The 24,706-nt window shown below is 40.3% G+C and carries 30 protein-coding genes and 1 pseudogene; 30 read left to right on the top strand and 1 reads right to left on the bottom strand.

What is annotated here, in order from left to right:
- Window positions 1-8 precede the first annotated feature (8 nt).
- The 30 genes and pseudogenes from G610_RS0117780 (at window position 9) to G610_RS0117620 (ending at window position 24,353) form a co-directional block, all read left to right on the top strand.
- A complete protein-coding gene (locus tag G610_RS0117780; RefSeq protein WP_026525852.1) occupies window positions 9-869 on the top strand; it encodes a hypothetical protein in 861 nt (286 codons plus the stop codon).
- 25 nt (window positions 870-894) lie between these two features.
- Window positions 895-1,173, top strand: a complete 279-nt coding sequence (locus G610_RS0117775; protein ID WP_026525851.1) for a hypothetical protein — start codon at window positions 895-897, stop codon at window positions 1,171-1,173.
- Window positions 1,174-1,190: 17 nt separating this feature from the next.
- Window positions 1,191-1,484, top strand: coding sequence for a hypothetical protein (locus tag G610_RS0117770; RefSeq protein ID WP_026525850.1), 294 nt, complete (start codon window positions 1,191-1,193; stop codon window positions 1,482-1,484).
- 42 nt (window positions 1,485-1,526) lie between these two features.
- Window positions 1,527-2,573 carry a hypothetical protein gene (locus G610_RS0117765; RefSeq protein ID WP_026525849.1) on the top strand — a complete coding sequence of 349 codons (1,047 nt, stop codon included), beginning with the start codon at window positions 1,527-1,529 and terminating at the stop codon, window positions 2,571-2,573.
- 40 nt (window positions 2,574-2,613) lie between these two features.
- Entirely contained in the window at window positions 2,614-3,711 is a 1,098-nt protein-coding gene (locus tag G610_RS0117760) for a hypothetical protein (RefSeq protein ID WP_026525848.1), read from the top strand.
- A gap of 19 nt (window positions 3,712-3,730) precedes the next feature.
- Complete coding sequence (locus G610_RS0117755; RefSeq protein ID WP_026525847.1) at window positions 3,731-4,828, top strand: hypothetical protein; 1,098 nt, start codon at window positions 3,731-3,733, stop codon at window positions 4,826-4,828.
- Between the two features lie 159 nt (window positions 4,829-4,987).
- Window positions 4,988-5,500, top strand: coding sequence for a 2'-5' RNA ligase family protein (locus tag G610_RS0117750; RefSeq protein WP_026525846.1), 513 nt, complete (start codon window positions 4,988-4,990; stop codon window positions 5,498-5,500).
- Between the two features lie 23 nt (window positions 5,501-5,523).
- Window positions 5,524-6,114, top strand: coding sequence for an HD domain-containing protein (locus tag G610_RS0117745; protein ID WP_035797947.1), 591 nt, complete (start codon window positions 5,524-5,526; stop codon window positions 6,112-6,114).
- Window positions 6,115-6,500: 386 nt separating this feature from the next.
- Window positions 6,501-7,508, top strand: a complete 1,008-nt coding sequence (rsgA, locus tag G610_RS0117740; RefSeq protein WP_051198109.1) for a ribosome small subunit-dependent GTPase A — start codon at window positions 6,501-6,503, stop codon at window positions 7,506-7,508.
- Between the two features lie 13 nt (window positions 7,509-7,521).
- The gene (locus G610_RS0117735) at window positions 7,522-8,487 is read left to right on the top strand and encodes a GNAT family N-acetyltransferase (protein WP_242829678.1); all 966 of its coding nucleotides are present in this window, start codon (window positions 7,522-7,524) and stop codon (window positions 8,485-8,487) included.
- Between the two features lie 13 nt (window positions 8,488-8,500).
- Window positions 8,501-9,376: a GNAT family N-acetyltransferase gene (locus tag G610_RS0117730; protein WP_026525842.1), complete on the top strand. Its 876-nt coding sequence runs from the start codon at window positions 8,501-8,503 to the stop codon at window positions 9,374-9,376.
- 114 nt (window positions 9,377-9,490) lie between these two features.
- Window positions 9,491-9,952 (top strand): GNAT family N-acetyltransferase, encoded by a 462-nt coding sequence (locus tag G610_RS0117725; RefSeq protein ID WP_035797945.1) that lies wholly within the window; start codon window positions 9,491-9,493, stop codon window positions 9,950-9,952.
- A 314-nt stretch (window positions 9,953-10,266) separates the two neighbouring features.
- A complete protein-coding gene (locus tag G610_RS0117720) occupies window positions 10,267-10,752 on the top strand; it encodes a GNAT family N-acetyltransferase (protein ID WP_026525840.1) in 486 nt (161 codons plus the stop codon).
- A gap of 87 nt (window positions 10,753-10,839) precedes the next feature.
- A complete protein-coding gene (locus G610_RS22835; RefSeq protein ID WP_035797943.1) occupies window positions 10,840-11,484 on the top strand; it encodes a DUF998 domain-containing protein in 645 nt (214 codons plus the stop codon).
- A gap of 275 nt (window positions 11,485-11,759) precedes the next feature.
- Window positions 11,760-12,377 carry a class I SAM-dependent methyltransferase gene (locus G610_RS0117700; RefSeq protein WP_026525839.1) on the top strand — a complete coding sequence of 206 codons (618 nt, stop codon included), beginning with the start codon at window positions 11,760-11,762 and terminating at the stop codon, window positions 12,375-12,377.
- 100 nt (window positions 12,378-12,477) lie between these two features.
- Window positions 12,478-12,699: a hypothetical protein gene (locus G610_RS0117695; protein ID WP_026496936.1), complete on the top strand. Its 222-nt coding sequence runs from the start codon at window positions 12,478-12,480 to the stop codon at window positions 12,697-12,699.
- 10 nt (window positions 12,700-12,709) lie between these two features.
- A complete protein-coding gene (locus tag G610_RS0117690; protein ID WP_026525838.1) occupies window positions 12,710-12,910 on the top strand; it encodes a hypothetical protein in 201 nt (66 codons plus the stop codon).
- 141 nt (window positions 12,911-13,051) lie between these two features.
- Window positions 13,052-14,044: a serine hydrolase domain-containing protein gene (locus G610_RS0117685; protein ID WP_026525837.1), complete on the top strand. Its 993-nt coding sequence runs from the start codon at window positions 13,052-13,054 to the stop codon at window positions 14,042-14,044.
- Window positions 14,045-14,118: 74 nt separating this feature from the next.
- Complete coding sequence (locus tag G610_RS21535; RefSeq protein WP_051198108.1) at window positions 14,119-14,652, top strand: GNAT family N-acetyltransferase; 534 nt, start codon at window positions 14,119-14,121, stop codon at window positions 14,650-14,652.
- Between the two features lie 147 nt (window positions 14,653-14,799).
- Window positions 14,800-15,876, top strand: a complete 1,077-nt coding sequence (locus G610_RS0117670; protein ID WP_026525836.1) for an acyltransferase family protein — start codon at window positions 14,800-14,802, stop codon at window positions 15,874-15,876.
- Window positions 15,873-16,307 (top strand): helix-turn-helix domain-containing protein, encoded by a 435-nt coding sequence (locus G610_RS0117665; protein ID WP_026525835.1) that lies wholly within the window; start codon window positions 15,873-15,875, stop codon window positions 16,305-16,307. The genes G610_RS0117670 and G610_RS0117665 overlap by 4 nt, the downstream gene beginning before the upstream one ends.
- A gap of 195 nt (window positions 16,308-16,502) precedes the next feature.
- Entirely contained in the window at window positions 16,503-17,252 is a 750-nt protein-coding gene (locus G610_RS0117660) for an EFR1 family ferrodoxin (protein WP_026525834.1), read from the top strand.
- 117 nt (window positions 17,253-17,369) lie between these two features.
- The gene (locus tag G610_RS21530) at window positions 17,370-18,095 is read left to right on the top strand and encodes an ATP-binding cassette domain-containing protein (RefSeq protein ID WP_051198107.1); all 726 of its coding nucleotides are present in this window, start codon (window positions 17,370-17,372) and stop codon (window positions 18,093-18,095) included.
- Window positions 18,096-18,100: 5 nt separating this feature from the next.
- On the top strand, window positions 18,101-18,934 hold the full coding sequence (locus tag G610_RS0117650; protein ID WP_026525833.1) for an ABC transporter permease: 834 nt from the start codon (window positions 18,101-18,103) through the stop codon (window positions 18,932-18,934).
- A gap of 28 nt (window positions 18,935-18,962) precedes the next feature.
- Complete coding sequence (locus G610_RS0117645; RefSeq protein ID WP_035797941.1) at window positions 18,963-19,961, top strand: serine hydrolase domain-containing protein; 999 nt, start codon at window positions 18,963-18,965, stop codon at window positions 19,959-19,961.
- Window positions 19,962-19,996: 35 nt separating this feature from the next.
- Window positions 19,997-20,359, top strand: a pseudogene (locus G610_RS0117640) (MGMT family protein); the annotation flags it as partial.
- 23 nt (window positions 20,360-20,382) lie between these two features.
- Complete coding sequence (locus tag G610_RS0117635) at window positions 20,383-21,060, top strand: MBL fold metallo-hydrolase (RefSeq protein ID WP_026525830.1); 678 nt, start codon at window positions 20,383-20,385, stop codon at window positions 21,058-21,060.
- 104 nt (window positions 21,061-21,164) lie between these two features.
- A complete protein-coding gene (locus tag G610_RS23225) occupies window positions 21,165-21,302 on the top strand; it encodes a hypothetical protein (RefSeq protein ID WP_155831062.1) in 138 nt (45 codons plus the stop codon).
- A gap of 118 nt (window positions 21,303-21,420) precedes the next feature.
- On the top strand, window positions 21,421-21,759 hold the full coding sequence (locus tag G610_RS0117625) for a metal-sensing transcriptional repressor (RefSeq protein ID WP_026496926.1): 339 nt from the start codon (window positions 21,421-21,423) through the stop codon (window positions 21,757-21,759).
- Window positions 21,760-21,776: 17 nt separating this feature from the next.
- The gene (locus G610_RS0117620; protein ID WP_026525829.1) at window positions 21,777-24,353 is read left to right on the top strand and encodes a heavy metal translocating P-type ATPase; all 2,577 of its coding nucleotides are present in this window, start codon (window positions 21,777-21,779) and stop codon (window positions 24,351-24,353) included.
- 152 nt (window positions 24,354-24,505) lie between these two features.
- Here G610_RS0117620 and G610_RS0117615 read toward each other — a convergent pair.
- The coding region (locus G610_RS0117615; RefSeq protein ID WP_051198106.1) for a transposase at window positions 24,506-24,706 on the bottom strand (201 nt) is incomplete at its 5' end.

Below are 24,706 nucleotides of genomic sequence, written 5' to 3'. Positions count from 1 at the left end.
GGGGTAATATGGACTTTACAGTAGATATTTCTCAAAATGGGGCTCAGACACTTACTACTACTGCAAAAGAATTAGAGAAAGCTACCGGCGAAATAGACAGGTCTCTGCAACAGCTTGTGAAGACTGCCCAGGCTGGTAGTGATGATCTCGGGGTTTATGAAGACGAAGTGGATTCTTTTATAGCTGATCAGCAAATGCAGATAAATAAGTGTAGAGATGCCGTGATTGTATTGACTCAGAAAATGAATTCTTTGGCATCATGGATACTTCTTAAGGTGTCGGAATATCAGAAGGAGGAGGCCGTAGGAGTCATTGCATCCGCAAATGAAGCTTTGAGGATAGACGCTCAAAGATCTGATTCTGTTACGGATAAGACCGGCTTTGGAAACATTTCTTTTGCACAGCAGGAAAATGGCTTTGTTTTTACAAAAGGTGCTAATTATGAGAGTTTCATAAAGGGTTATTACGACTACGAGCATACAACATATCAGGCATATGAGACCGTGGTGACCAAAACCATTTCTGCGACCATGATTGAAGGACTTAGGTTCAGCCCGGATGAGGTCAATAATCCTGATGTTTTTTGGGGAGATAATACCAAGGATTTTTATATGGAAATTGCATCCCACATTCCAGAAGTAAGAGAAGCATTAGCACAGGGAAGAGATCTATCGGATCTGATCGAGGACCCTGAGCTTGGCACATGTGCCAGCCTCTATTTTGATCCCAGGAATATTCCCAAAGTAGATAAATGGGATGACTATTATTGTTTCAACGGTCATGGCAGACATAGGATTATTGCTGCTATGGAACTTGGATTTGATATTTCGGTACGTATTACCGGTGAACGTCATTATATTGAACAATGATTATTTTTTGAGAAGGAGGTAGTATATGGGTGATTTTACGGTAATGATAAGCGAAGAGGGGGCGCAGTCGCTTTATGAGATGCAGAAAGCGTTAGTGGAATCACAGCAAAGAATTATTGATGCTAATGAAGCATTAAAGAAAACAACAGAGGAGGTCGGTGATGATTTGGGCGCATATAAACTTAAAACCGAAGAAATCATTTCAATGACTACAAAGGCTGCTGAGAGAGGAAGCACCGCAGTTAGTACGTTATCATCGAAGCTCGGCAAAATTGCAGATTGGATAATGACAAAAATTTCTTGATGTATGGAGGTGTAAGGATGGGAGAATCAACATTAGCAAAAGAAGCAGCAATCAGAGAAATGATTACTGCTTTGGAAAATTATAAGAATTCTGTAAGTGATAATATGGAGTATATGAAGCGCGCAGCTATTATATGTACTACTGCTATGTCAAGTGATTCAATAAGCATGGAGATGGTTAAGGAACTTGAATCGTCACGCAAAATTCTTGAATCGGCCGTCAATCAGGCAGAAGGTCTGAAAAAGGGGCTCGAGAAAGAACTGCAAGACATAGAGGATAAGATTAAATCAATTTCAAGTAATACCTACTAAGAGTAGCGGACTTGTGAAAATCGATAAGGGAGTGTTGTTGGGATGAAAATTATTAATGAAGAGGCTATTCGCGCTTTCCACTTGGAAAAGGCAGAAAAAGAGTATCAGAGAAAAGTGGATGAGCATCTGGAAGAACTCAAAAGGCAAAGAGACGAAGCGATTCATGAGTTGGAAAGCAGAGCAAAAGATTTAAATAAAGAGAGCAAGGAGGAGTATGAAGAATATATAAATAAAACTGATTCCAGAGATACAAGACGAGCTATCATATCAGCTTTAGTTACAGCCGGAATCGTTTATTATTTATATAGCAGAGAATGGAATGGATTTTGGGCGATCATGGTATTTATTGCACCTGTAGTTGTTTTTTTTATTGTGTTAACAATTCCATCGTCGAAGGCCTCGGATAAGTATAATGAAAAAAGGGAGAATATAACTGAGAGAAAGACAGAGCTTAGAGATGAAATATCTAAAAGGTACCTCGACAATTGTGAGCAGATCAGGAATGGTCAGTATCTGCAGCTTCAGCAACTGCATACAGAAATATTTAAAAAGGCTGAGCGTGACGCTGAGGAAGAGATTGCTAAGCTCAAAGAAGAGAACTTAAAGGAGGAACAGATGGCAAATGCGGAGCCTGTAGATGGCGAAAGTGAGGCGGCAGCTGTCAGATTCCGTGATCGTATTCTTTTGTCCAGTGTGGATTTTAATCCTATAATCGAAGATGCTGTGGCTAGGTTGAGCAGATGCCGTGATACGATAATAACAGACGCTGATAAGGAATTTTACGAAATAGTAGTTGATTTTGATGTGAAGACAAAAGGGATATATTATAGTGTGCCCAAAGGAGCCGGAGAGGTCAGCACTCCGCATGGATATCTATTCTCTTTTTTTGATCATCGTTATCAGGATCTTGGTGAGGATGATCAGAGAGCGGGATTTGCTATGGCATTGCAGCAGTATATCGATGAGCGTTTACCTGAGATCTTTGCAGACACCGATTTGAGGAAGAATTGGGAGAGAAAAAAGGATTGGATGAGATTACGTCTGCAGTATCTTAATCCGGATTTTAATCAGCTGCAGAGTTGGGATTAATGATTGGAATAATTGTGGATAGTGTAAAGGGGAAATTAACATGGAAATAAAGCATGAAAAAAGTGTAGTTAGGGATAGAATATTTCAGAATGAGATTCAAAAGTGGAGTGGAGTAAGAGAAGAAACAGTAAACACAAAATTGGAATCTATCGAAAAATCAAGACTGGCAAAAATAGATGCCGAAAAATCGGCTTATGATCTGAAAATGATGGAGCTGGAGAAAGATCGTCTTTCTATAAATAATAAAGCAGGTCTTGGAGGTCTTGGTTGGGTCTTGTTTGTGATAAGTGTTGGTTGTGTGATTATAGGTGTTTACGCTTGGATTTCTACGCGGGATTCTGATGCATTTCTCGCGGCGCTTTTTTACGTTGGTATAGCTGTAGTAGGATTCCTGCTGATCAAACGCGGTAAAAAGAAAGCCAATAACTTGAAGATGTATGATCAGGAAATCAGCGACACAAAAGCAGCTTACATTGAAAAACTTCAGGCTATTGACAAAGAAGCAGCATCCATGAAGGAAGCTGAAAGCTCCTCAGGTAAAGATGATAACCAGGCAAAAGCAAAGCAGCGTGGTGAAGAGCTGGTTGCTGAATATGATATGAAAGTTAACGAATTTAAGAATCGTATCATGGAATCCGTAACCATAGATTTGGGATTTGTAGTAGACCCTGTTGCCAATGTGCTAAAAAACCGATACGAAGCCTTGAAGTTGAATAATCCCGGAGTCGTAAATTATGCCGTTAGTTTGATGTATCATGTCAGAGAAGCCGGAGTTTATTATGAGGTTCATGATGGATTTGAAAGACAGGAGGATATCAAGCAGGGACAAGTACAGAATGGCATGATTAATTTCTCAGATAATCGTATGCAGAATCTTTCCGAAGATTCACAGAAAGAGGGGCTTGCATTAGTATTAGCTGAAAAAATAGATAAACGGATTAAGCAGGTTTTCGAGCGGGAAAGCTATACCGTTGATTATTCAAATTTGGACTCTGAGGTTAATATAAAGATGAATATCGCTTGCCTTGACAATAAGGTTGAACTTAAAGGATGGGATGAGGGTAAAAAGGAAAGAGAATGGGAAGATGTATCCCAGGATACCCCGGTCAGTGGTGACTCATCAGTTCAATACTGGTAATTAAAGGATATTATGGCGTATGCACAAATTGTTTGAAAATATATGTATTTCAGCTGCCTGTATTATGCTGCTGATCGGATGCTATGGCTGTGGGCAGACGACTGTCGAAATGCCACATAATCCCTTTGATGGTAATGAGCTTATCATTGGAGATGATTACACTGTTGATGAAGCTTTAAAAAGGATAAATGTTTACTCTTCTGCAAGGCTTACTGATTTTTTGCCTCAAAAATATGTAGAAAATCCTGAATATGGGGATATTCGTAAGGCAATACAGGATAATTCCGATATAGACGACACTTTTAAAAGCTATTTGGAAGATTTTGTCAATAAGCTTGAAGCTTCGAATTATAATATAGATCTTCGGCCTTTTTATATGAATATCAGTATGCTGAAGGTTGCTTATGTTGGGGAATCTGAAATGACCTCAATTATTCAGCAGCCAAATGGCCAAGGGGTGTTTATGCCTGATATTCATACAGTTTATTTGAACAAGGACGGAAATAAAGATATTGTATATGCGGTAATTCCGCATGAAATTGGACATATGCTCAACAATCTGTACTTCGAATATAAGGGCTACACAGTTATTCGGGACTTTTGTAAAGCTGTTAACTATGGCTTTATCCTTGAAGAGGGACTGGATTCGTTGTTTGTTGATACTTTATATGAAATTGATCCCAAGGAGCTTCCATACAGGATTCCTAATAACTACTCGCAGGTTCTGATAAATGGTACCGATTACAGCTTTGAAAAGTATGTAAACGGAAGTGTGATTGATTACGAGTCGGTTTTGGATAATTCGCTAAATGATATCCTGCCGGAATATGATTTTGATAATCTCTTATTTGATATTTCAAATGCTAATAATGACTATAAGCATGACGCGTATAATAGTGAAACATACAAAAGCCTGGATTTAATATTTTCAACGGTATATTTTGATTCAATCATAAATGAAAACAGTACTTCTAATGAAATCAGGGAAGCATATGATGACTATATTTCGATTGTCAGCGCCCAGGATCCGGAAGGAGTAATCCTTAATAAGGATATGGTAAATAAGGCTTTGGAGGAGGTGCTGACTAGAAAAAATATTTCGCTGGATGTACATTAAAAAATTGCGGCTATCCGCAAAAAAATCATGAGTGAAACAAAAAGGAGATGTGGTAGGCAAAGATTTAGTGACAGCATTGTTTGATGAAGAAGAAATATCAAGAAGAGATCATAATCTTTTTATATAAATGAGCAAGAATCTGGATTTGTAGAGGCAAAGATGTTAAGAACAATAATGATATTCCCACAATTCAAAAATATAGAAATAATAAATGAAATCAGAAATCGATACGATCCTTTGGCAAAGCTGGTTCGTCCTCATATCACGCTGGTTTTTCCGTTTGAAAATGAAATGTCAAATGAGGAGTTAGAAGAAAAGTTAGTAAGCAGTTTAAAGGACGTAAAGCCTTTTGAATTGGTATTACATGGTTTTAGTAAAACAGACGATAATTATCTCTTTTTGGATATAGAAAAAGGAAAAGACATAATTGAAGGCATTCATGATGAACTGTATGCAAATCATTTTAAAGACTATGATCTTGGATTACCTTACATTCCCCATATGACTGTAGGTAAGCTTAATAATGAGCAAGAGTTAAGCAATGCTTATGAATATGTAAAAAATATAGATGAGAGCTTTCAGACTATTGTAAATAAGATTTCGGTAGAGATGATAGGCGAACACGATGAATCAATCATAGTTTTTGATAGGAGGCTGGATGATAACAATTAAAGAATAAGAGTAAGAGGAGTGGTATGGCAGTGGAACAAGATAAAATAATCAGTGATGCAATAGGTTATGTTAAAGAGCTTTTTGCAGGGAATTCAGATGGGCACGGAGCAGATCATACTATGCGTGTATATCATAATGCACAGATGATTCTTGCGGAGTATACAGAAGCAGATAGTTTTGTTGTTTTGCTTTCTGCGTTATTACACGATGCAGATGACCACAAGCTTTTTAATACAGAAAACAACATGAATGCCCGGACATTTATGGAACGTAACGATATACCTTCAGAAACGATAGAACAGGTCTGTCGGGCTATTAACTCAGTGTCATTTAGCCATAACAGAGGGAAAAGTCCTGAAACGTTAGAGGGAAAGATAGTTCAGGATGCTGACAGACTTGATGCCATTGGAGCGATTGGAATCGCAAGAACATTTGCTTATGGTGGGAAAGTAGGAAGGCCATTGTCAGATTCCATAAAGCATTTTTACGATAAGCTTCTCCTTTTAAAGGATGAAATGAATACAGATGCAGCTAAGAAAATAGCGCTAAAGAGACATGAATTTTTGCAGGAGTTTCTGGAAGAGTATTATTTTGAAACATCTGAAACTGTGTGATATAACTCGGCAGTTTGCCGAGTTGAATGCAGTGTAAAATACACCCAAATAAGTGTAACTATTGCTATGTGTACGTTTTATTGATAAACTCTAAGAGTAAAAAATCTAAAAGAAAGCGAGGTAATCATATATGTTTGAAATGAGAATAAGCAGTGTAGAGATTGTAACTGAATATAGTATGAGACCCTCGGCTTATGAATATCATCAGAAAGCGGTATAATTTACTTTGCTGTCTTTCATCATATGAAAATTGGCGTTAAGCAATTTGAGCCGTGGCATTTTTGTCGCGGCTTTTTCTATGCATATTAAAGCGATATTTCCATAAACAGGGTCTCCAAAAAGATGTGATAACTACCAATAACAAGAAGAAAAATGGAGACAAAACAATGAAAACAAATATTGAACAAAACACTATATCAACAGAGAACAAAGGAAGAATTTCTGAGATTCAAAAAAACACTTACACCATCAGTTTCCAGGGAAAAGAGGTGCCTGCAAAACTAAAGGGAAGTTTCAGGGAGGCAGAGGCCAGCCAGCTTCCTGTCGTAGGTGACTATGTTATTTTTAAATTCAACCCAATTGGCGATTCTGTAATAGAGTCAGTCTGCGTAAGAAAGAGTTTTCTGCAAAGGCCTGATCAGGCAAAGACACGCACAATGCAGTATATGCTGGCCAATGCGGATTATACTTTTATAATTACCTCATTAAACGAGGACTATAGCTACAACAGGATAGCCAGATATATCAGTGTTGTATTGCAGGGCGGATCTGTACCGGTGGTTATTTTGACCAAATCAGACCTATGCAGCAATACAGGTAGATATATAAGAGAGGTGGAGAGTGTTTCTGACAAGGCAAGGGTTCATGCCATATGCGCTCTTTATGATATAGGACTTGAGGAACTTTCAGAATACATGACGAGCGGAACTACCATCGCGCTCTTAGGATCCTCCGGAGCAGGGAAGTCAACGCTTCTAAATGCTCTTGCAGGAAAAGAGATCATGAAGACTTCGGAGGTTCGTGCTTCCGATTCTACAGGGAAACATACTACCACCCACAGGCAGCTCATAGAACTTGAAAATGGAGTTTCAATAATTGACACTCCCGGTATGAGAGAGATTGGAATAGCGAGAGCAGAAGAGGGGCTGGAAGATACATTTTCGGATATCGTAGAGCTGGAAGCTATGTGCAGGTTCAGTGATTGCCGGCATGATACAGAGCCCGGATGTGCAATCAAGGCAGCGATTGAAAGCGGAGAACTGCCTAAGGAGAGATATATGCTCTATAAGTCACTTACTACAGAGAATGTTCGCAACTATGGAAAGAAAAAGGAAATTGCGAAGTGGGCGAAGGTGGCAAAGAAGTTTAAAGAAGTCAACAATACGTCATATTAACAGGGATAAATATGTGAGAGGAATAAAAATGATAATTCAAGACTTTGAACCGAGACATGTAGAGGAAGCAATGGGCATTGCCCTTAGTACATACAATTATGAGAGGAAGTTTATACAGGCTCTTCCGGAAATATCAAGCATTCCGATACTAAAACAATTATCAGAAAATGGATTAGGCGTTGCAGCATTTGAAGGCGAGAAAATGGTCGGATTCCTTTGCAGTGTGGAACCGTTTGAGAATGCTTTTCGTTCCACTGATGTGAGAGGTGTTTTTTCACCCATGGGTGCGAATGGTGCAGTCATGGAAAATCACGGCAAGATCTATGCAGCATTGTATCAGGCGGCTGCAAAAAAATGGGTAAAAGCAGGAGCGTTGTCACATTCTATTTGCTTATATGACCATGATGAGGAAGCAAAACAGCAACTTTTTCGTTATGGCTTTGGAATGAGGTGCATGGATGCCATTCGTCCGATGGAACCAATTGACTGCGCCTCATGCGATGGATATGAGTTTTTTGAATTGCCCAAAGAAGATTTTGCATATGTTTATCCGCTTCATTTGGCACTTCATGAACATTACTGCTCCAGTCCATTTTTTATGAATCGAGAACCTGCTACACAGGAAGAGTTTTTAACTTTTTCTGAAAAGGAACGTTACTTTGTAGAGAAGAAAGACGGAGAACTATGCGCCTATATGGAAGTGTCAGACGAAGGCGAAACATTTGTTGCATCCGGCGGTGTTTACCGCCATATCACGGGGGCATATTGTTTACCGGAACACAGGGGCAGAGGCACATATCAGAATCTGTTTAATTTTGTTATTAATACTTTGAAAACAGAAGGATATACTAAGCTGGGAGTAGATTTTGAAAGTATCAATCCGGCAGGAAGCGGCTTTTGGCTTAAGTATTTTAATGCTTATACCAATAGTGTCGTGCGCAGGATAGATGAACGGATTTTAACGGAAAAACTATTGTAGGGAGTAAAATACAATGGAATTAATTAGTGATTACATGAGAGATGACGCATACCGTCATATGCTGAACGAACTGACTCAAAAGACATTCGGATTTGACTTTGAAGGATGGGGTACGAATGGCTATTTTGAAGGCGATTATATCCCTTTTTCCTATGTGGAAGGAGGAAAAATAGTATCCAATGTATCTGTCAATCGAATGTGTTTCAGGCAAAATGGGGCCGTTAAAAACTATATCCAGATAGGAACGGTTATGACTGATTTGGACTATAGAAAGCAAGGCCTTGCCGCCGGATTGATGAAACATGTGATCAAAGAGTATGATAAAGACTATGACGGCATCTATCTCTTTGGTAATCTGAGTGCTGTCGGTTTTTATCGTAAGATGGGGTTTAAAACAATAAATCAGTACAGGTATTTTCTAAAAGAAGAATTCGGTACTTTTGATAAAAACGCTGAGCCCTTCAGATATATACAGGATATGGATGTTGCCATAAAGAAAAAATATCTGGATTATGTTCGTACCAGTGAGCCTCATTCCTCTTTTGAACAGATAAATAAATATGGTCTGCAGATGTTCTATACATCAGGACTGGAGAATGTATTATACTGCGCTGATCTTGATTGCTTTATCGTGCTGGAAGAGGGAGAGATACCTGTATTGCAGTCAATTCTGTGCAGGAAAAAAGTCGCCCTCAAAGATGTTGTAAAGCGTATAGACATTGAGAAAACCAGACTCATGTTGGGATTTACTCCTCTTGAAGAGGATAAGGATAAATGCGTCTCTGAAGCATATGAAGGCGGAAATGACTACAGACTTTTTTACAGAGGTAAAAAACTTGAGTCTATCGAACAGGATAAATTATATTTCCCGGATTTATCACATGCGTAAATCTGATGAAATAATTGATAAAATGTAAACTGGAGTTTGTTGGGAGAGATTGGGTAATATGCCGCTGAAGTGGTCACTCACTTAAGGCAAGAAAAAGTTAAGGAGATAAAACTGATGCAAATAAGGCTTGCAGTAGAGACAGATTATGAATCAGTTCTTAGAATTATGAATCAGGTTCAGGATATTCATGTTGAATTGAGACCTGATATATACAAAGAAAATAAAGAAATAATTACTAAAGAAGAATTTCTGGAAGCACTGGAAGGGGACACTTTCTATGTTGCGGAGGATGGCGAAAAAGTTATAGGCATTATGGGACTTACTTATCGTCATATAGAGTCATCTTCACATGTGACGAGGAATGTTATTTTTGTGGATTGCATGGCAGTCGACGAGCCATACAGAGGAACGGGAGTAGGTCATGCATTTTTTGACAAGTTAAAGGAAGTTTCAAGGGAAAAACATTCTGACGGCATAGAACTCCAAGTGAATGCGAGAAATAAACAGGCGTATGAGATGTATGCAAAATACGGATTTAGTGAGAAATCAATAAATATGGAATTACTGGAATGGTAACTAATTACTATCGCTGACTTGACTCATCTGTAGAGAATGAATATATTAAGCTTTATCAGGCAGGTACATTGAGCGCAGAGCAATTGGATGAAATAAGACTCGTAGGATTGGGAATGTAGGATAATTGACGGAGAACAGTGAAAAACAGGTCTTTATCAGTGTAAGTGTAAGACCTGTTTTTTTATTGTGCTATTTTTTAAGAACAATATAGCGATGCTTATTGAAACTGGTTTAGTGATGACGTATGGTAATTTCAGCGGAAAATCATACAGTTGAAGAATATGGGTTTTTTTAGTCTGGAAGGGGAAAATATAATGCTTAGATTAAGACCATATAAACGAGAAGACGCGGAGACCATTATTTCATGGAGCAAAGATGAAAGATCCTTCTATAAATGGAGCGCAGGAATCATGGGCAAGTATCCCATAACTCAGGAAGAATTTCGATTTGTAGATTCCCTGATGGCGTTTACTGCATTTGATGAGAATGGAATAATCGGTTTTTTCACTTTGAGAAATCCACGCGAGTCATTGGATGAGTTGCGTATAGGATTTGTTATTGTGGATCCGGCACAAAGAGGAACGGGCAAAGGAAAGGAAATGATCAAACTGGCACTCACATATGCGTTTGAAATATATGGCGCCAGTAAGGTTACCCTGGGTTTTTTTGAAAATAATGAGCCTGCACATTATTGCTATAAAGCGGCCGGATTTAAAGATTGTATTTTGGAAGAGCCGGAAACATATGAGGTTATGGGTGAAAAATGGGGATGTATAGAAATGATTGCAGAGCCAAAATAGTTTGATGCTTGTGGAAGAGGGAAGACCTGTTCCAAAGAACATAACGGGTTTTATTTAGATGGTTTAGTCATCAGATAGGAGTGAGTAATGACCAGGAAACTGATTAACTGGATTGGACTTACAGGGCTGGCTGCACTTATATCATACGCAGCTGCTGCATACTTTTGCAGAAGTGCTTTTCCGGGCTATAACTGGATGGCATCCGCTGTAAGTGATCTTTCGGCAGAGACGGCACCTTCGAGGCAGCTTTGGGACAGGCTCGCTGCTGTATATTCAGCAGGAAGCGTGGTATGTGCCACATGCGTAGCAATATATGTATCGGAGAATAAGATTTCAACCAGGATGTTCCGTGTGGGAATCTACCTTTTTACTATAATGAACTGGGTATCAAAGGTAGGTTATTCGATGTTTTCTCTTGATGATGCCGGTAAGCAGATATCTTCATTTCAGGAAGTAATGCACATGGTTGTTACCGCACTTGTGGTAATCCTTTCAATAGCATCGCTTGTCCTGCTGATAATTGCCGGATGCAGGAATAAAGAGGTGAGAGGTATCGGAATCTGGGCAGCCATATTCTTTGCCATGATGATGATGGGACCTATCGGCATGCAGGCGTTTCCTCCCCAGTACTTTGGCATAGCAGAAAGGTTCAGCATTTACTCTGCCATAGGATTTAATGCTGTTCTTGGAGTATATCTTTTCAACGGTTTTGGAAATGAAGGGAAGGCTTGATGGTCCAGGTGGACGGGGTGAAAATGGCCCCCGTCCACCTGGACCATCACATTATTTCTTTTGAGTAAAGAAGATCAACACCTCCGTCGTAGTTGACGATTTCTTTATTTCCTATCTCAAAGTTTTCAATTGATTTTTCAAACATTATAATTTCTTTTCCTTCCAATTGTGTTATCGTATTAACATATTTTAAAAGACTTTTTTACATCATTCAACCAATGGCAATATGTGTGAGGGATGTAGGTCATAAAAGTATTTGGAGGAGAAAAAAATTAATGTTAGACAACAAAGGTTTTGATTTATGGGCAGATGGATATGATGCAGCCGTTGGCCTTTCGGATGAAGAAAACAGTTATCCTTTTGCAGGATATAAGGATGTACTTGGCACTATTTTCAAAGAAATCATGTCAAAGGAAAATGCCAGAGTTCTTGATATAGGTTTTGGAACAGGCACACTTACGACAAAGCTCTATGAGAATGGGTGTGAAGTCTATGGACAGGATTTTTCACAGAGAATGATTGAACTGGCCAAAGAGAAAATGGAAAATGCCCACCTTTATCAGGGAGATTTTACAAATGGATTAGTAAAAGAGCTCTCGGAAAATAAGTATGATTACATCGTCGGAACATATTCTTTGCATCATCTGACAGATGAGCAGAAGGTTATCTTTTTAAAGTCGTTGCTTGAAAGATTGGATGAAGGTGGAAAACTTCTCATTGGGGATGTCGCATTTGAAACAAGGACAGCGCTGGAAAAGTGTAAAGAAGAAGTCGGAGATGAATGGGATGAGGATGAAATCTATTTTGTGATTGATGAACTCAGAAAATCGTTCGATAAAGTAGAGTTTTTCCCTAAGTCCTATTGCGCCGGTGTGATAGAGATAATGCCATGATCAGTCAGAGATAGACGTAAAACATGGAAGAGATAAAGCTGACAGCCTGTAGCTGAATAATGCTATAATTAAGCTACCAAAAAGGTGAAAGGAGAAGCCTATGAAATCGATTCTAATCAGTGATACAACGAAAGAAGAACGTGAGCAGATAGTTAAGGCATCTCTGGATTGTGGTGGCGGCTGCGAAAACTGCTCATCATGCTGGCTTGGAGGAGGTAGTCCCTGGGATATCTATCAGGACTACATAGACGGCAAAAAAGAGATTCGCGAGATAAACCAGGAATACATGGAAAAATATCGCCAGGACAGACAGATACATTGAGGAACAAACTATGGGGAATCCACCTGAAATAACAGAGTCAACAATTGAAGAGCGCAGAGAGTATGTAAAGAAAAGATTTCCCTGCATTGCCGACTGTGACATGTGCGGCCTTTGTAAGGTCTTCCGTGGAAAGGATGCCGAAACTGCCTATGCGGATTACATAAATGGCAATAGGACATTTTTGGAAGTCTCTGCGGATTACAAAAAATGATTGGATTGTATACCGCACCTGCCTTGAAAAGTGCGGCATATTTATTCATTACAAACAATTTAAGATTCTTCTTGAAAACAATTTTTAATCGAGTTAGCCTTCTTTTAGGACGTCCAAATCTATCCTAAGAGGAGGCAAAAAATGAATAGAGAAGAACTGCATAGTTTTATTTCTGAGAGTAAAGGAAACGAAAGCAATATCTGTCAGATCTGCGCCATAGGGGATGAGAAAGTCGTCTATGAGGATTGCTGGCGCGGATTTAAAAGCGAAGACGCCATCAACGTCAACTCAGTTACAAAGGGTGTCATGGCAATACTAGCAGGTATCGCTGTTGACAAGGGTGCTATAAAGAGCATCGATGAAAATGTCTTAACATTCTTCCCGGATTATCAGGTTAAGCGTGGAGAAAAAACAATATATGATGTCACCATAAGGCACCTTCTTACCATGACTGCTCCCTATAAGGGTAAATCAGAGCCATGGAAAAAGGTATGTACTTCGGACGACTGGACAAAGGCTGCGCTGGATTTTCTTGGAGGGAGAAACGGAATAACCGGAGAATTCAGATATGCAACACTTGGAATCCAGATTCTTGCCGGTATTATTGAGCATGCAACCGGAGAAAAATGCATAGATTTCGCCAATAAGAATCTGTTCATTCCACTTGGGATCCCTGAGCATACCATTCATGGCACCAGCAGTAAAGAGGATCAGTTCGATTTCTTCATGAATAAAGGACCACGAAAAAATGAGTGGTACTCTGATCCCCAGGACACAGTCACTGCCGGTTGGGGCCTTTGTGCTTCCGGAAAAGATCTTGCAAGGATTGGTTCCATGGTTTTAAACGAAGGAAAATATAAAGGTAATCAGATAGTTTCTTCGGAATGGATAAGGCAGATGACCACGCCGTATTTGAAGCTTGGAGAGAGATTTGGATTCATGGAATACGGGTATCTCTGGTACAAGCCGATTGAGGACAGAGAGATCTACGCGGCAATAGGCGATTCCGGAAATATAATCTATGTAAACAAAGAACAGAACCTTTCTGTAGGAATGACCGGAACCTTTAAGCCAAGGATTTTTGACAGGGTAGAATTTATTGAGAAATATGTGATTCCTGTGGCTTTATCGTGAGTATGTTAAGGTGTACTGAAAACATTTGATTATTGGACTTAACAGGTTGTGTGAAAAAGCGTGGGAGTAATTTTATGGAACTAAGAAAAATAAACCTTCAGGATGCAAAGGCGCAGTGGGAATATACTACAGTGCTTCCGGAGGATGAGAATGGTCTCACTAACCCATATCATGGAGTTTCTTTTGATGAATACAGGGAAAAAGTTCTTCCAACCCTGATATCCTATGAGCATCCCGTTAATATGCCTGACTGGTTTGTGCCGGAAACATATTATTATCTCTGGGATGATGGGAAGCTTGTGGGTGAATTCCGTATAAGACACCACCTTACGGATGTCCTTCGAACAGGTGCAGGTCATATCGGGTACAGTATTTCAAAAGACCATCGCGGGAAGGGCTATGGAACTGAAGGATTAAAACTGACACTTCAGATTGCAAAAGGGATTGTGCCGGAAGAAGAGATATACCTTCGCGTTAATAAGGACAATATTGCTTCTCAAAAGGTCATGACTAATAACGGGGCATATAGAACCGGCGAAGACGAAGATCACTTTTTCATGCGGGTAAAGAAAGATATCTGTCCATCTTGCGGAGAAACTTGGTTATGAATTTGACCATGAATATGTGGCCTATGAAGTTGCAACCAAATTTAACAAAAAATAGCAAAATATGTAAGCTTCGCTTGGTAGACAGGCGGAGCTTACTTTTTTATGATTAAGAAAAATGTTAAAATATTTAGCAAAGGTGGTAGAAATATGAGAAAGGCATATTTGGATAATATTCGCTGGATAACAGTAGTGCTGGTTGTCATCTATCATGTAATTTACATATTCAACGGTGTAACACAACATGGAATCATCGGACCTTTCAGTAAATATCAGCCCCAGGATACATATCAGTACATTGTATATCCTTGGTTCATGTTACTTCTGTTTGTGGTATCCGGCATGTCAGCCCGCTATGAACTAATTAAACGAACAGAAAAGGAATTTATCAGCGTAAGGACGAGAAAGTATCTTGTACCATCAACAATCGGCCTTCTTGTTTTCGGCTGGATTCTTGGCTATTACAACATGCTGATGTCTGGTGCATTTAATTCCATGAACAACGTACCGGGGCCAATCCTTTTCCTGATAATGGCAGTCAGCGGCTCAGGCCCTCTGTGGTACCTTCAGATGCTTTGGCTCTTCAGCATGATACTGGTACTGATCAGAAGGATTGAAAAAGACAGATTCTATAATATCTGTGGTAAAGCAAATCTTTTGACACTTATACTTCTTGTTATACCCGTATATGGAGCGGCGCAGATACTTAACACACCGATAATTGTGGTATACAGATTCGGTATCTACGGACTGGGCTTTATGATCGGCTACTTTGTATTGTCCCATGACGAAGTGATGGATCGACTTGGTAAAAACTGGCTGTTATTAAGCATCCTTGGCTTCGCATCCTGCATAGCCTTTGTGATTTTATATAAAGGTCAGCCTTATCCGGATCACGTAGTTCTGGACACAATCATGTGCAATGTATACGCATGGTTTGGAACTCTCGGTATACTTGCCTTCATGAAAAAATGGGGAAATTTCACGAATGCTTTCTCAAAGTGGATGTGCCGAAAATCATGGGGCCTCTACGTATTCCATTATCTGATGATAGCGGTCAGCGGATGGTATCTGCATACATTATGTCCGTTCCTTGCCCCTGTCATCGTATACCTGTTGGTTGCAATAGCAGCATTCGCAGGCTCCTACCTTCTGTATGAAATCATGAGCCGCATACCTTTCATAAGGTGGTGTGTTCTGGGAATAAAAAAGGAGAAGAAAGAATGAGTTTTTCAGACAATCTTATGGAATTAAGAAAGCTTAATAACCTGTCACAGGAGGAAATTGCTGAGAAGATAGGCGTATCCAGACAGACGCTTTCAAAATATGAGACCGGAGAGTCGCTGCCGGACATAAAGAGATGTAAGATGCTGGCTGACCTCTTTGGTGTATCCATGGACGACCTTATCTCATATGAAAAGAATGATTCGGACAACCTGGGATATGCTATACCGCCGAAAGGAAAACATATCTTTGGAATGGTCAAAGTGGGAGATAAGGGTCAGATTGTCATTCCTGCCAAAGCAAGAAAGATCTTCGATATTAAAACAGGCGACAATCTGATTGTCCTCGGAGATGAATTCCAGGGTATAGCTCTTATTAAGGAGACGGGCCTTCTCGGTCTTATCAACAGTGCGAAAGAAAGTATAACCGACTAAAAGAATGTAGGTGAAATTAGAATAGGATGTAATGCGAACTAAAAGCTTTCGAGTAACAGAACCAATAGATAAAATAGTGAAAAACAGACCCGAATAAGTGAATCCGGGTCTGTTTTTTTATTAAAAGAGTATAGTAACTATACAGTTAGGCAGATATACATATAACATCTTTGATAAAGATTAGGAGGTTACATTATGACAGTATTGTACTTTAGTTCTACAGGTAACTGCCTGTATATAGCAAAGCGAATTGGAGGCAGGCTTCTATCTATACCGGAGTGTATACGTGAAGAGAATTACCATATAGAAGATTCAGAAGTAGGGCTAGTTTTCCCTGTTTATGGGCTTTGTGTTCCGCCGTTTATTGTAGAGTTCCTTGAGAAAACATCTATCAGGACTTCATACCTTTTTGCCGTAGCTACCTATGGATTTTTCCCCGGAGCGGTATGCGGACAGTTATCGAAAATCATGACGAAAGACGGGAGATGCTTTGATTACATCAATCGCCTTAAAATGGCTGAAAACTGTATTACCTTTTCAGATATGGCAAAGCAAAAGGGCGACAGTAAAAAGCAGCAGTCTCAGATAGATGAACTGCTTGCAGACATCACTGAGCACAAAAGGTATATCAGGGAGGATTCACCATTTAAGAAGCTTATGACAAAGAATCATCTTAAGAATTACGAGTTCGAAACCGGAGTTGGAATCACAGATATGCTCAGCGTTTCAGCTGACTGTACGGGTTGTGGTACCTGCGCCTGTCTGTGTCCCATGCAGAATATCAGTATTATTGGAGGGGCTCCGATATTTGACAGCAATTGTATAAGCTGCGGCGCCTGCCTTCAAAACTGCCCACAAAATGCAATTCATCATCAGAAAGAAAAAAGCTCGGCAAGGTACAGGAACCCTCACATTGGCCTTGAAGAATTAAAAATGTCTTCCTGAATTTTTCAATTTAGTGTAAAGCAGGTCCTTATCCGTGCAAATGAAAGACCTGCTTTTACTATGTGATACCTTACATATTGTAAAAAGACTGTTTCAGCAGAGAAAGGAAGGAACAAAATGAAAAGTTATTTGGAAACTAAAAATTTGACTAAAAGATATGGTTCCTTTGAGGCTGTTAAGGATATGAACATTCATATTAACAGAGGAGATATTTACGGTCTCATTGGACCAAACGGAGCAGGAAAAACAACACTTATGAAGATGCTTGTTGGATTCGCTACTCCAACCGGCGGAGAGGTAGAAACTGCTGCCGGAGATCATTACCTTGAAAAAGTCGGATGTCTTATTGAGAGTCCCGGAATATATGGATATCTTAATGCTTTTGACAACATGAAGCTTAAGGCACTTTCAATGGGCATGTACGACGAGAAGGAAATAAGGAGCATTCTTGATTTTGTCGGATTATCGAGGGAGCCCAAAAAGAAAGCAGGAAAGTTTTCTCTTGGAATGAAGCAGAGACTTGGAATTGGCATGGCGCTTATAGGAAGTCCTGAGTTTTTGATTCTTGATGAGCCCATAAACGGACTTGATCCCCAGGGAATCATTGAAATGAGAGAACTCATTAAAAGACTCAATGAAGAAAAGAAAATGACAATCATGATATCAAGCCACCTCCTTGGAGAACTTCAGAAGGTTGCCACAGTTTTTGGCATCATTTCAGAAGGAGAGCTTGTAACAGAAGTAACTGCAGACGAGTTGAAGAACAGCTATCTTGACGAGGCTGATTCTCTCGAGGAATTCTATTTGGATATTATCAGGAAAGGACAGAAGAAGGCATGCTAAATCTAATGAAAATGAATCTGTACAGGTTTTTTAAAACAAGAGTTTTTTATATAACGCTTTTAATCACGATAATTTCATTTGGACTTCTGTCCAGACTGGAGACTGACCCATCTTCGGAGATTTATGAGGCACACGTAGAACAGCAAAGCCAGAATGAAGAACATGTAGGGATAGTTGCTACTGAAGAGATAACTGCTGAAACAAGCTTAGAGGAGCTCTATGCAAGCTTTACAGCTTCCGGCTTTATTCTGATCATGGTGGGAGTATTTGCTATCGTATATACGGAGGAGGAGAGGAAGAGCGGCTTTTTGAAAAATCTTTTGACAACCCGGAAGGAGAAGAAAAACATTTTTCTTACAAAAATCCCGGTGGTATTTTTGTATACCCTGATCATGTTTCTGGGATCACTTCTTGCAATAAGACTTGGAAGCCTTGGCAGAGGCCCCGGTATGTATGCTGTGCAGAGTATTAGTTCACTTATCAGCTTCACGGTCTTAGAAGTGCTCCTTCATACAGCATTTGGAATTGCTATGATGGCGTTTTATGAGATTACCAGAAATACCATTATTCCAATCATGCTTGCTATTTTTGGATCTGCAAATCTTCATGGAATGCTTCTTGACATGCTTGAAAGAAAGCTCGTTTCCATGAGACCTTCTCTTGCAGGTTTTATGGAAAAGTATGCCCTTTCAAGAAATCTCATCGTAACTAAGGCAAACTACCTTGGAGATATTGAGATACCTTTTTCCCATATGAATGTTATCATTGTTATTATGGTCGGACTGGTTATATACTCGGCGATGGGAACGCTCATATTTACCAAGAGAGATACAATATAAGAGAAACCAGTCCTAATGGAGGTTGAGTATGTTTGAAGAATTTATACCAGAAAACTTCAGAGGTGCAGCATATATTATGCAGGATGATAAGGTGCTTGTAGAGCACGCAGCCGGATACAGAGACTATGCCAATGAATTACCCAATACTATAGACACTAAATTTGCCAGCGCATCAGCGGGAAAAGTTTTTGTGGCAGTTGGCATCCTGCAGCTTATTGAGAAAGGAAAGCTTCATTTTTCAGATACAATAGGTCAGCTTATAGATATCGACTGGAAAGCGATTGATACAGATATAACTGTTGAGCAGCTTTTAAACCATACATCTGGAATACCGGATTATTTTGATGAATCCGTGATGGACGAGTATGAGGAGCTGTGGGTTGATTCCCCCAATTATAAGATCAGGCATAATGATGACCTGCTTCCGCTTTTCATCGATAAGCCCATGATGTATCCTAAAGGAAGCAAATTTCAGTATAACAATACAGGTTACGTTGTGCTTGCCATGATCCTGGAGAGAGTAACAGGGCAGCCCTTTGATCTGTATCTTAAGGAAAATATATTTGATAAATGCGGTATGACAGGCACAGGCTACTACGAGCTTGATAAGCTCCCTGCAAAATGTGCTGTAAATTATTTGTGGTGCAACAGCGCAGATGATTTGAGAACCAATATTTTCTGCGTGGATGCCAAGGGCACAGGTGCAGGCGGTGCATTTATCACAGTAAAAGACATTGCAAATTTCTGGAAGGGACTTAAGGGCGGCAAGCTTCTTTCAAAAGAAATGGCTGACAATATGCTAAGTAAACACAGCGGCGATGGCGATGATCCAGAAGAAGGATATTATGGCTATGGCGTTTGGATAATCGATGGAAAAGAGCAAAAGGATATTCCGTATTTCCAGGGATGTGATCCCGGAGTCTGCTTTATTTCGGATTATAATCCAAACAATAACAGGATTGCTGTGTATGTCAGCAATTATGGTGATGATGTCTGGGAGATTGCAAGGAATATCAGGAAAAATTAGAAAGGCCGGAACATTATCATCCCGGATGGAGAGAACCGGATGATGTCATAAAAAGAATGGTTGCAGAGAACGACGATTTAATCACATATTCCCCCTCAAAAAGAATATATGAAGCAGTAAAGAAAATCCCCAAGGGCAGGGTTGCCACTTATGCAGATGTTGCGCAGATGGCAGGGGACAGGAAAATGGCAAGAGCAGTTGGAAATGCTCTTCATAAAAATCCTGACCCCGATACAATACCCTGCCACAGGGTTGTTAACTCTAAGGGCGAGCTTGCCGCTAAATATGCCTTTGGTGGTGCATTGAAACAGGCAGAGATATTAGAGAGCGAAGGCGTTACGGTTGTTGATGGCAAAGTGGATTTGGAAAAATACAGAATTGTAATGGATGAAGTTTGATACCTATAGAATCAGGGGTTGTTATGAAATTGGAAAGGTTATCGGAACGGGTATGGTACTATCCTTATGAACAGGAAAGGGACAGGCCCAATCTTGGATACATTAAAGGGGATAACTGGTCTCTGGCTATTGATGCGGGCCATTCAGCTGCCCATACAGAAGAATTCTATAAAGCGTTGCAGGGAGAGGGACTTCCTCTCCCTGCTTTAACTGTGCTTACACATTGGCACTGGGATCATACCTTTGCAATGCATGCCGTGAGCGGGCTGTGCATAGCAAATAGCAGAACAAATCAGTATATCCTGGATATTAGGGACAGGCTTTTAAAGGAAGGACCGGAGTTCTTCCTTAATATGCATGAGAGTATTAGAAATGAATATCGTGATAATAAGGAGGTTATAGTAACTCCTGCGGACATGGTCTTTGATGGGGAGTTAATGCTTGATCTGGGAAGCTGCCCTGTCAGGCTTTTTCAGGCTGAATCTCCACACACTGATGATTCTACGCTTATCCATATTATTGATGAAAAGGTTCTTTTTATCGGGGATTCAAACGGCGGTGTATTTCCAACCGGGGAAAAGAACCGGGAATTATGTGAGAAACTTGCAGCTACCATATCTTCAATAGATGCTGATATATGCCTTGAGGGACATTGGACACCTGATACGCCTAAGGGTATCGTCGAAGATATTTTGAGCTGATAAGAATAAAAAGCGGAAGTGTATGGCCTTCAGCTTTCCTGCATGCGTCACATAACGCCTTTGATCAGGCTGTTTTCCAGGCTATCACAATCGGAGACGATAAGATGTATTATGTCAGCGAAACCGGAGTGTTTACAATAATCTGTGCATGGGTCATTGCCATAGTTATGTATGTTATTTTTGTAAGAACCCAAAGTGAAAATGCTGCGGAAAAAGGTGTATCAGATAGCGGCACTTTATAATTTTGGTAGCTTTAAAAACAAATTGCAAAAAATCTAATTGACAATATACCCCTCTGGGGTATATTATTTTGCTTGTAAGGATACCCTATGGGGGTATGCAATAGATAGGAGATACGTTATGGCAGATACTTTAAATATGACTGAAGAGCTTCAGGAAGAGTGTGGTTGCTGCTGTTCAGGCAAAACAAAAGAAAGAGATGATAAGGAATTCAAGGACCTTATGAACAGGCTTAAGAGAATCGAGGGCCAGGTCAGAGGTGTTGAAGGAATGCTGGAAAATGATGCCTACTGTACAGATATTCTGATGCAGGTTTCAGCTATTACCAGTGCCCTTAACAGCTTCAATAAAGCCCTTCTTGCAAACCACATGAAGACCTGTGTTGTTGAGAACATCAGAGAAGGCAATGAGGAAGTTATAGATGAGCTTGTTGCCACCATGCAGAAGCTCATGAAGTAAGCTAAAGAGGAGTAATTATGGAACAATACAAAGTAACAGGAATGAGCTGTGCTGCCTGTCAGACCAGAGTCGAGAAGGCGGTAAGTTCAGTGGAGGGCGTAGAGAGCTGCGCTGTGAGCCTGCTTACAAATTCGATGGGAGTTGAAGGCTCGGCTCGCCCTGAGGATATAATAGCTGCGGTAGAGGCAGCAGGCTATGGAGCAAGCCGCAAAAGTGAAGATGGCAAAAAAGCTATGTCATCAGCCACAGATGATTCTTTAAAGGACACTGAGACTCCTAAAATGAAAAAGAGACTTACCGCATCAGTAATACTGCTGATTCCTCTTATGTATGTGTCCATGGGACACATGCTTTGGGACTGGCCTCTTCCCGGATTCCTTGATGGGAATCATGTGGCAATGGGATTATATGAGCTCCTGATTGCCGGAATGATCATGGTGATAAATCAGAAGTTTTTCATAAGCGGTTTTAAGGGGCTGCTTCACAGATCACCCAATATGGATACCCTTGTAGCTCTTGGTGCTACGGCGTCATACGGCTACAGTATAGTTGCTCTTTTTGCAATGACAGGCGCTGTGCAGGCCGCTGATACTGAAAAGGTCATGTACTACATGAATCAGTTTTACTTTGAGGCAGCAGCCATGATCCTTACCTTGATCACTGTAGGTAAGATGCTTGAAGCAAGATCAAAAGGGAAAACAACAAGTGCCCTTAAGGGTCTGATGGATCTTTCTCCCAAGACTGCCGTGATTTTACGTGATGGTACTGAGACCACAGTTCCGATAGAGGAAGTAAAGGTTGGCGATAAATTTGTAGTCAGACCCGGGGACAGCATACCGGTGGATGGTATTGTTTCAGAGGGTGAAAGCGCAGTAAATGAATCCGCACTTACAGGTGAAAGTGTTCCTGTAGAAAAATCTGTAGGCGATAACGTATCCGCTGCCACCATTAACACATCGGGATATATGGTTTGCGAAGCCACAAGAGTTGGCGAAGATACCACTCTTTCAGCTATTATAAAAATGGTTAGTGACGCGGCAGCCACAAAGGCTCCCATAGCGAAGATAGCAGATAAGGTTTCCGGAGTTTTTGTTCCTGTAGTAATAGGAATAGCCATTGTTACATTTTTTGCATGGCTCCTTGCCGGACAGAGCGTGGGCTATGCCATAGCAAGAGCGGTATCAGTGCTGGTTATAAGCTGCCCCTGTGCCCTGGGTCTTGCAACACCGGTTGCCATAATGGTTGGAAACGGTGTCTCTGCCAAGACCGGAATCCTTTTTAAAACTGCAGCTTCACTTGAGCAGGCAGGTAAAACTCAGATAGTTGCTCTTGATAAAACAGGCACCATCACAACAGGTGAAATGAAGGTCACAGATATAGTAGCTGCTGCAGGTGTTTCTCAAGATGAGCTTTTGAGAGTTGCTTATGCTCTTGAATCTAAGAGTGAGCATCCAATTTCCAAGGCTGTCACAGAATACGGAGCAGATAAAAATATCGCAGCCTTTGAAACCACAGAATTTGAAGTTCTCTCAGGAAATGGATTAAGAGCAAAGCTTGAAGGTACACCGGTTTATGGCGGAAATCTTAAGTATATTGAGAGCGTTATCGGCAATGTCGGAAGTGAAATAAAGGAGACCATAAATACTCTTGCCCGCAGCGGTAAAACCCCTATTCTTTTTGCAAAGGAAGGTAAGCTCCTAGGCATAATAGGAGTCAGCGATGTAATAAAAGAGGATTCCCCGAAAGCAGTCGCAGAACTCAAAAAGCTTGGAATACATGTGGTTATGCTTACTGGTGACAACGAGGTTACAGCAAACGCCATTGCAGTACAGGCAGGTGTTGATGAGGTTGTTGCATCAGTAAAGCCTGACGGAAAAGAAGCAGTCATAAGGCAGCTTATGGAGCACGGAACTGTTACCATGGTTGGTGATGGTATAAATGATGCCCCGGCTCTCACATCAGCTAATCTTGGAATCGCAATTGGAGCAGGTACAGATGTTGCCATAGATGCAGCAGATGTGGTGCTTATGAAAAACAGCATCAGGGATGTTGCGGCAGCCATCAGAATATCAAGGAGCACCCTTAGAAATATCCATGAGAATCTCTTCTGGGCATTTTTCTATAATGTTCTTGGTATTCCTCTTGCAGCAGGCTGTTATGTAGCAGCTTTTGGATGGGAGCTTAATCCCATATTTGGAGCAGCGGCCATGGGCTTATCAAGCTTTTGCGTAGTATCAAATGCGCTAAGGCTTAACTGGATAAAGCCCTATGACAGTTCAAGAGATAAGACTATTAAAAATGCTGTTATAGGCAATTTAATACATAAGGAAGTAACCGCCGAAAAGGTCGGTGAGATCAACAATAATGAAACAGGAAAGGAAAATAAAGAAATGAAGATTACAGTAAACGGAATGATGTGTGAGCACTGTGAGGCTCATGTAAAAAAGGCACTGGAGGCAATTGACGGTATCGAAAGCGCAGTAGCATCACACAAGGACAACCTGGTTACAATTACAAACTCCAAGGATGTCGATGAAGCTGCTATCAAGGCTGCTGTAGAAGAAGCTGGCTATGAGTTTGCAGGAGTGATCTGAGCAAAAACAAAATATAAAATAAGGGGCTGTGAAAAAATGAGATAATCATTTTTTCCAGCTCCCTTTTTATATCATTTTTTTGTGAGGCATGCTGTTTTTGGCAAAAACAGAGTATAATACCCCTTTCCCCAAGAACTACAAACTTTTTAAACTCAGGCAGCTTCTTGGAGATGCATCTTTTTATTGTGATATTTATATAAGTTATGACCTATTGAAACCAAAAGAACCTCAAGTTTTACGGATTCTATTCCTTTTCGGACTATTCTTTTATACCAACGATCATTTTTTATGATTCCGAAAGTACCTTCCGCTTGAATGGATCTGTTCATTCTAAGGAGTGCTCCCTGGATGCT

The organism is Butyrivibrio sp. MB2005, from assembly GCF_000424285.1.
Taxonomy (GTDB): domain Bacteria; phylum Bacillota; class Clostridia; order Lachnospirales; family Lachnospiraceae; genus Butyrivibrio.
The sequence above is the reverse complement of the archived record's forward strand: the minus strand, read 5'-3'. Positions and strand labels throughout refer to the sequence as shown.

Bases quoted from the DNA above. Each gene is read 5' to 3' on its own strand.
- G610_RS0117780 (WP_026525852.1), top strand. From the start codon at position 9: ATGGACTTTACAGTAGATATTTCTCAAAATGGGGCTCAGACACTTACT.
- G610_RS0117775 (WP_026525851.1), top strand. From the start codon at position 895: ATGGGTGATTTTACGGTAATGATAAGCGAAGAGGGGGCGCAGTCGCTT.
- G610_RS0117770 (WP_026525850.1), top strand. From the start codon at position 1,191: ATGGGAGAATCAACATTAGCAAAAGAAGCAGCAATCAGAGAAATGATT.
- G610_RS0117765 (WP_026525849.1), top strand. From the start codon at position 1,527: ATGAAAATTATTAATGAAGAGGCTATTCGCGCTTTCCACTTGGAAAAG.
- G610_RS0117760 (WP_026525848.1), top strand. From the start codon at position 2,614: ATGGAAATAAAGCATGAAAAAAGTGTAGTTAGGGATAGAATATTTCAG.
- G610_RS0117755 (WP_026525847.1), top strand. From the start codon at position 3,731: ATGCACAAATTGTTTGAAAATATATGTATTTCAGCTGCCTGTATTATG.
- G610_RS0117750 (WP_026525846.1), top strand. From the start codon at position 4,988: ATGTTAAGAACAATAATGATATTCCCACAATTCAAAAATATAGAAATA.
- G610_RS0117745 (WP_035797947.1), top strand. From the start codon at position 5,524: ATGGCAGTGGAACAAGATAAAATAATCAGTGATGCAATAGGTTATGTT.
- rsgA (WP_051198109.1), top strand. From the start codon at position 6,501: ATGAAAACAAATATTGAACAAAACACTATATCAACAGAGAACAAAGGA.
- G610_RS0117730 (WP_026525842.1), top strand. From the start codon at position 8,501: ATGGAATTAATTAGTGATTACATGAGAGATGACGCATACCGTCATATG.
- G610_RS0117725 (WP_035797945.1), top strand. From the start codon at position 9,491: ATGCAAATAAGGCTTGCAGTAGAGACAGATTATGAATCAGTTCTTAGA.
- G610_RS0117720 (WP_026525840.1), top strand. From the start codon at position 10,267: ATGCTTAGATTAAGACCATATAAACGAGAAGACGCGGAGACCATTATT.
- G610_RS22835 (WP_035797943.1), top strand. From the start codon at position 10,840: ATGACCAGGAAACTGATTAACTGGATTGGACTTACAGGGCTGGCTGCA.
- G610_RS0117700 (WP_026525839.1), top strand. From the start codon at position 11,760: ATGTTAGACAACAAAGGTTTTGATTTATGGGCAGATGGATATGATGCA.
- G610_RS0117695 (WP_026496936.1), top strand. From the start codon at position 12,478: ATGAAATCGATTCTAATCAGTGATACAACGAAAGAAGAACGTGAGCAG.
- G610_RS0117690 (WP_026525838.1), top strand. From the start codon at position 12,710: ATGGGGAATCCACCTGAAATAACAGAGTCAACAATTGAAGAGCGCAGA.
- G610_RS0117685 (WP_026525837.1), top strand. From the start codon at position 13,052: ATGAATAGAGAAGAACTGCATAGTTTTATTTCTGAGAGTAAAGGAAAC.
- G610_RS21535 (WP_051198108.1), top strand. From the start codon at position 14,119: ATGGAACTAAGAAAAATAAACCTTCAGGATGCAAAGGCGCAGTGGGAA.
- G610_RS0117670 (WP_026525836.1), top strand. From the start codon at position 14,800: ATGAGAAAGGCATATTTGGATAATATTCGCTGGATAACAGTAGTGCTG.
- G610_RS0117665 (WP_026525835.1), top strand. From the start codon at position 15,873: ATGAGTTTTTCAGACAATCTTATGGAATTAAGAAAGCTTAATAACCTG.
- G610_RS0117660 (WP_026525834.1), top strand. From the start codon at position 16,503: ATGACAGTATTGTACTTTAGTTCTACAGGTAACTGCCTGTATATAGCA.
- G610_RS21530 (WP_051198107.1), top strand. From the start codon at position 17,370: ATGAAAAGTTATTTGGAAACTAAAAATTTGACTAAAAGATATGGTTCC.
- G610_RS0117650 (WP_026525833.1), top strand. From the start codon at position 18,101: ATGAAAATGAATCTGTACAGGTTTTTTAAAACAAGAGTTTTTTATATA.
- G610_RS0117645 (WP_035797941.1), top strand. From the start codon at position 18,963: ATGTTTGAAGAATTTATACCAGAAAACTTCAGAGGTGCAGCATATATT.
- G610_RS0117635 (WP_026525830.1), top strand. From the start codon at position 20,383: ATGAAATTGGAAAGGTTATCGGAACGGGTATGGTACTATCCTTATGAA.
- G610_RS23225 (WP_155831062.1), top strand. From the start codon at position 21,165: ATGTATTATGTCAGCGAAACCGGAGTGTTTACAATAATCTGTGCATGG.
- G610_RS0117625 (WP_026496926.1), top strand. From the start codon at position 21,421: ATGGCAGATACTTTAAATATGACTGAAGAGCTTCAGGAAGAGTGTGGT.
- G610_RS0117620 (WP_026525829.1), top strand. From the start codon at position 21,777: ATGGAACAATACAAAGTAACAGGAATGAGCTGTGCTGCCTGTCAGACC.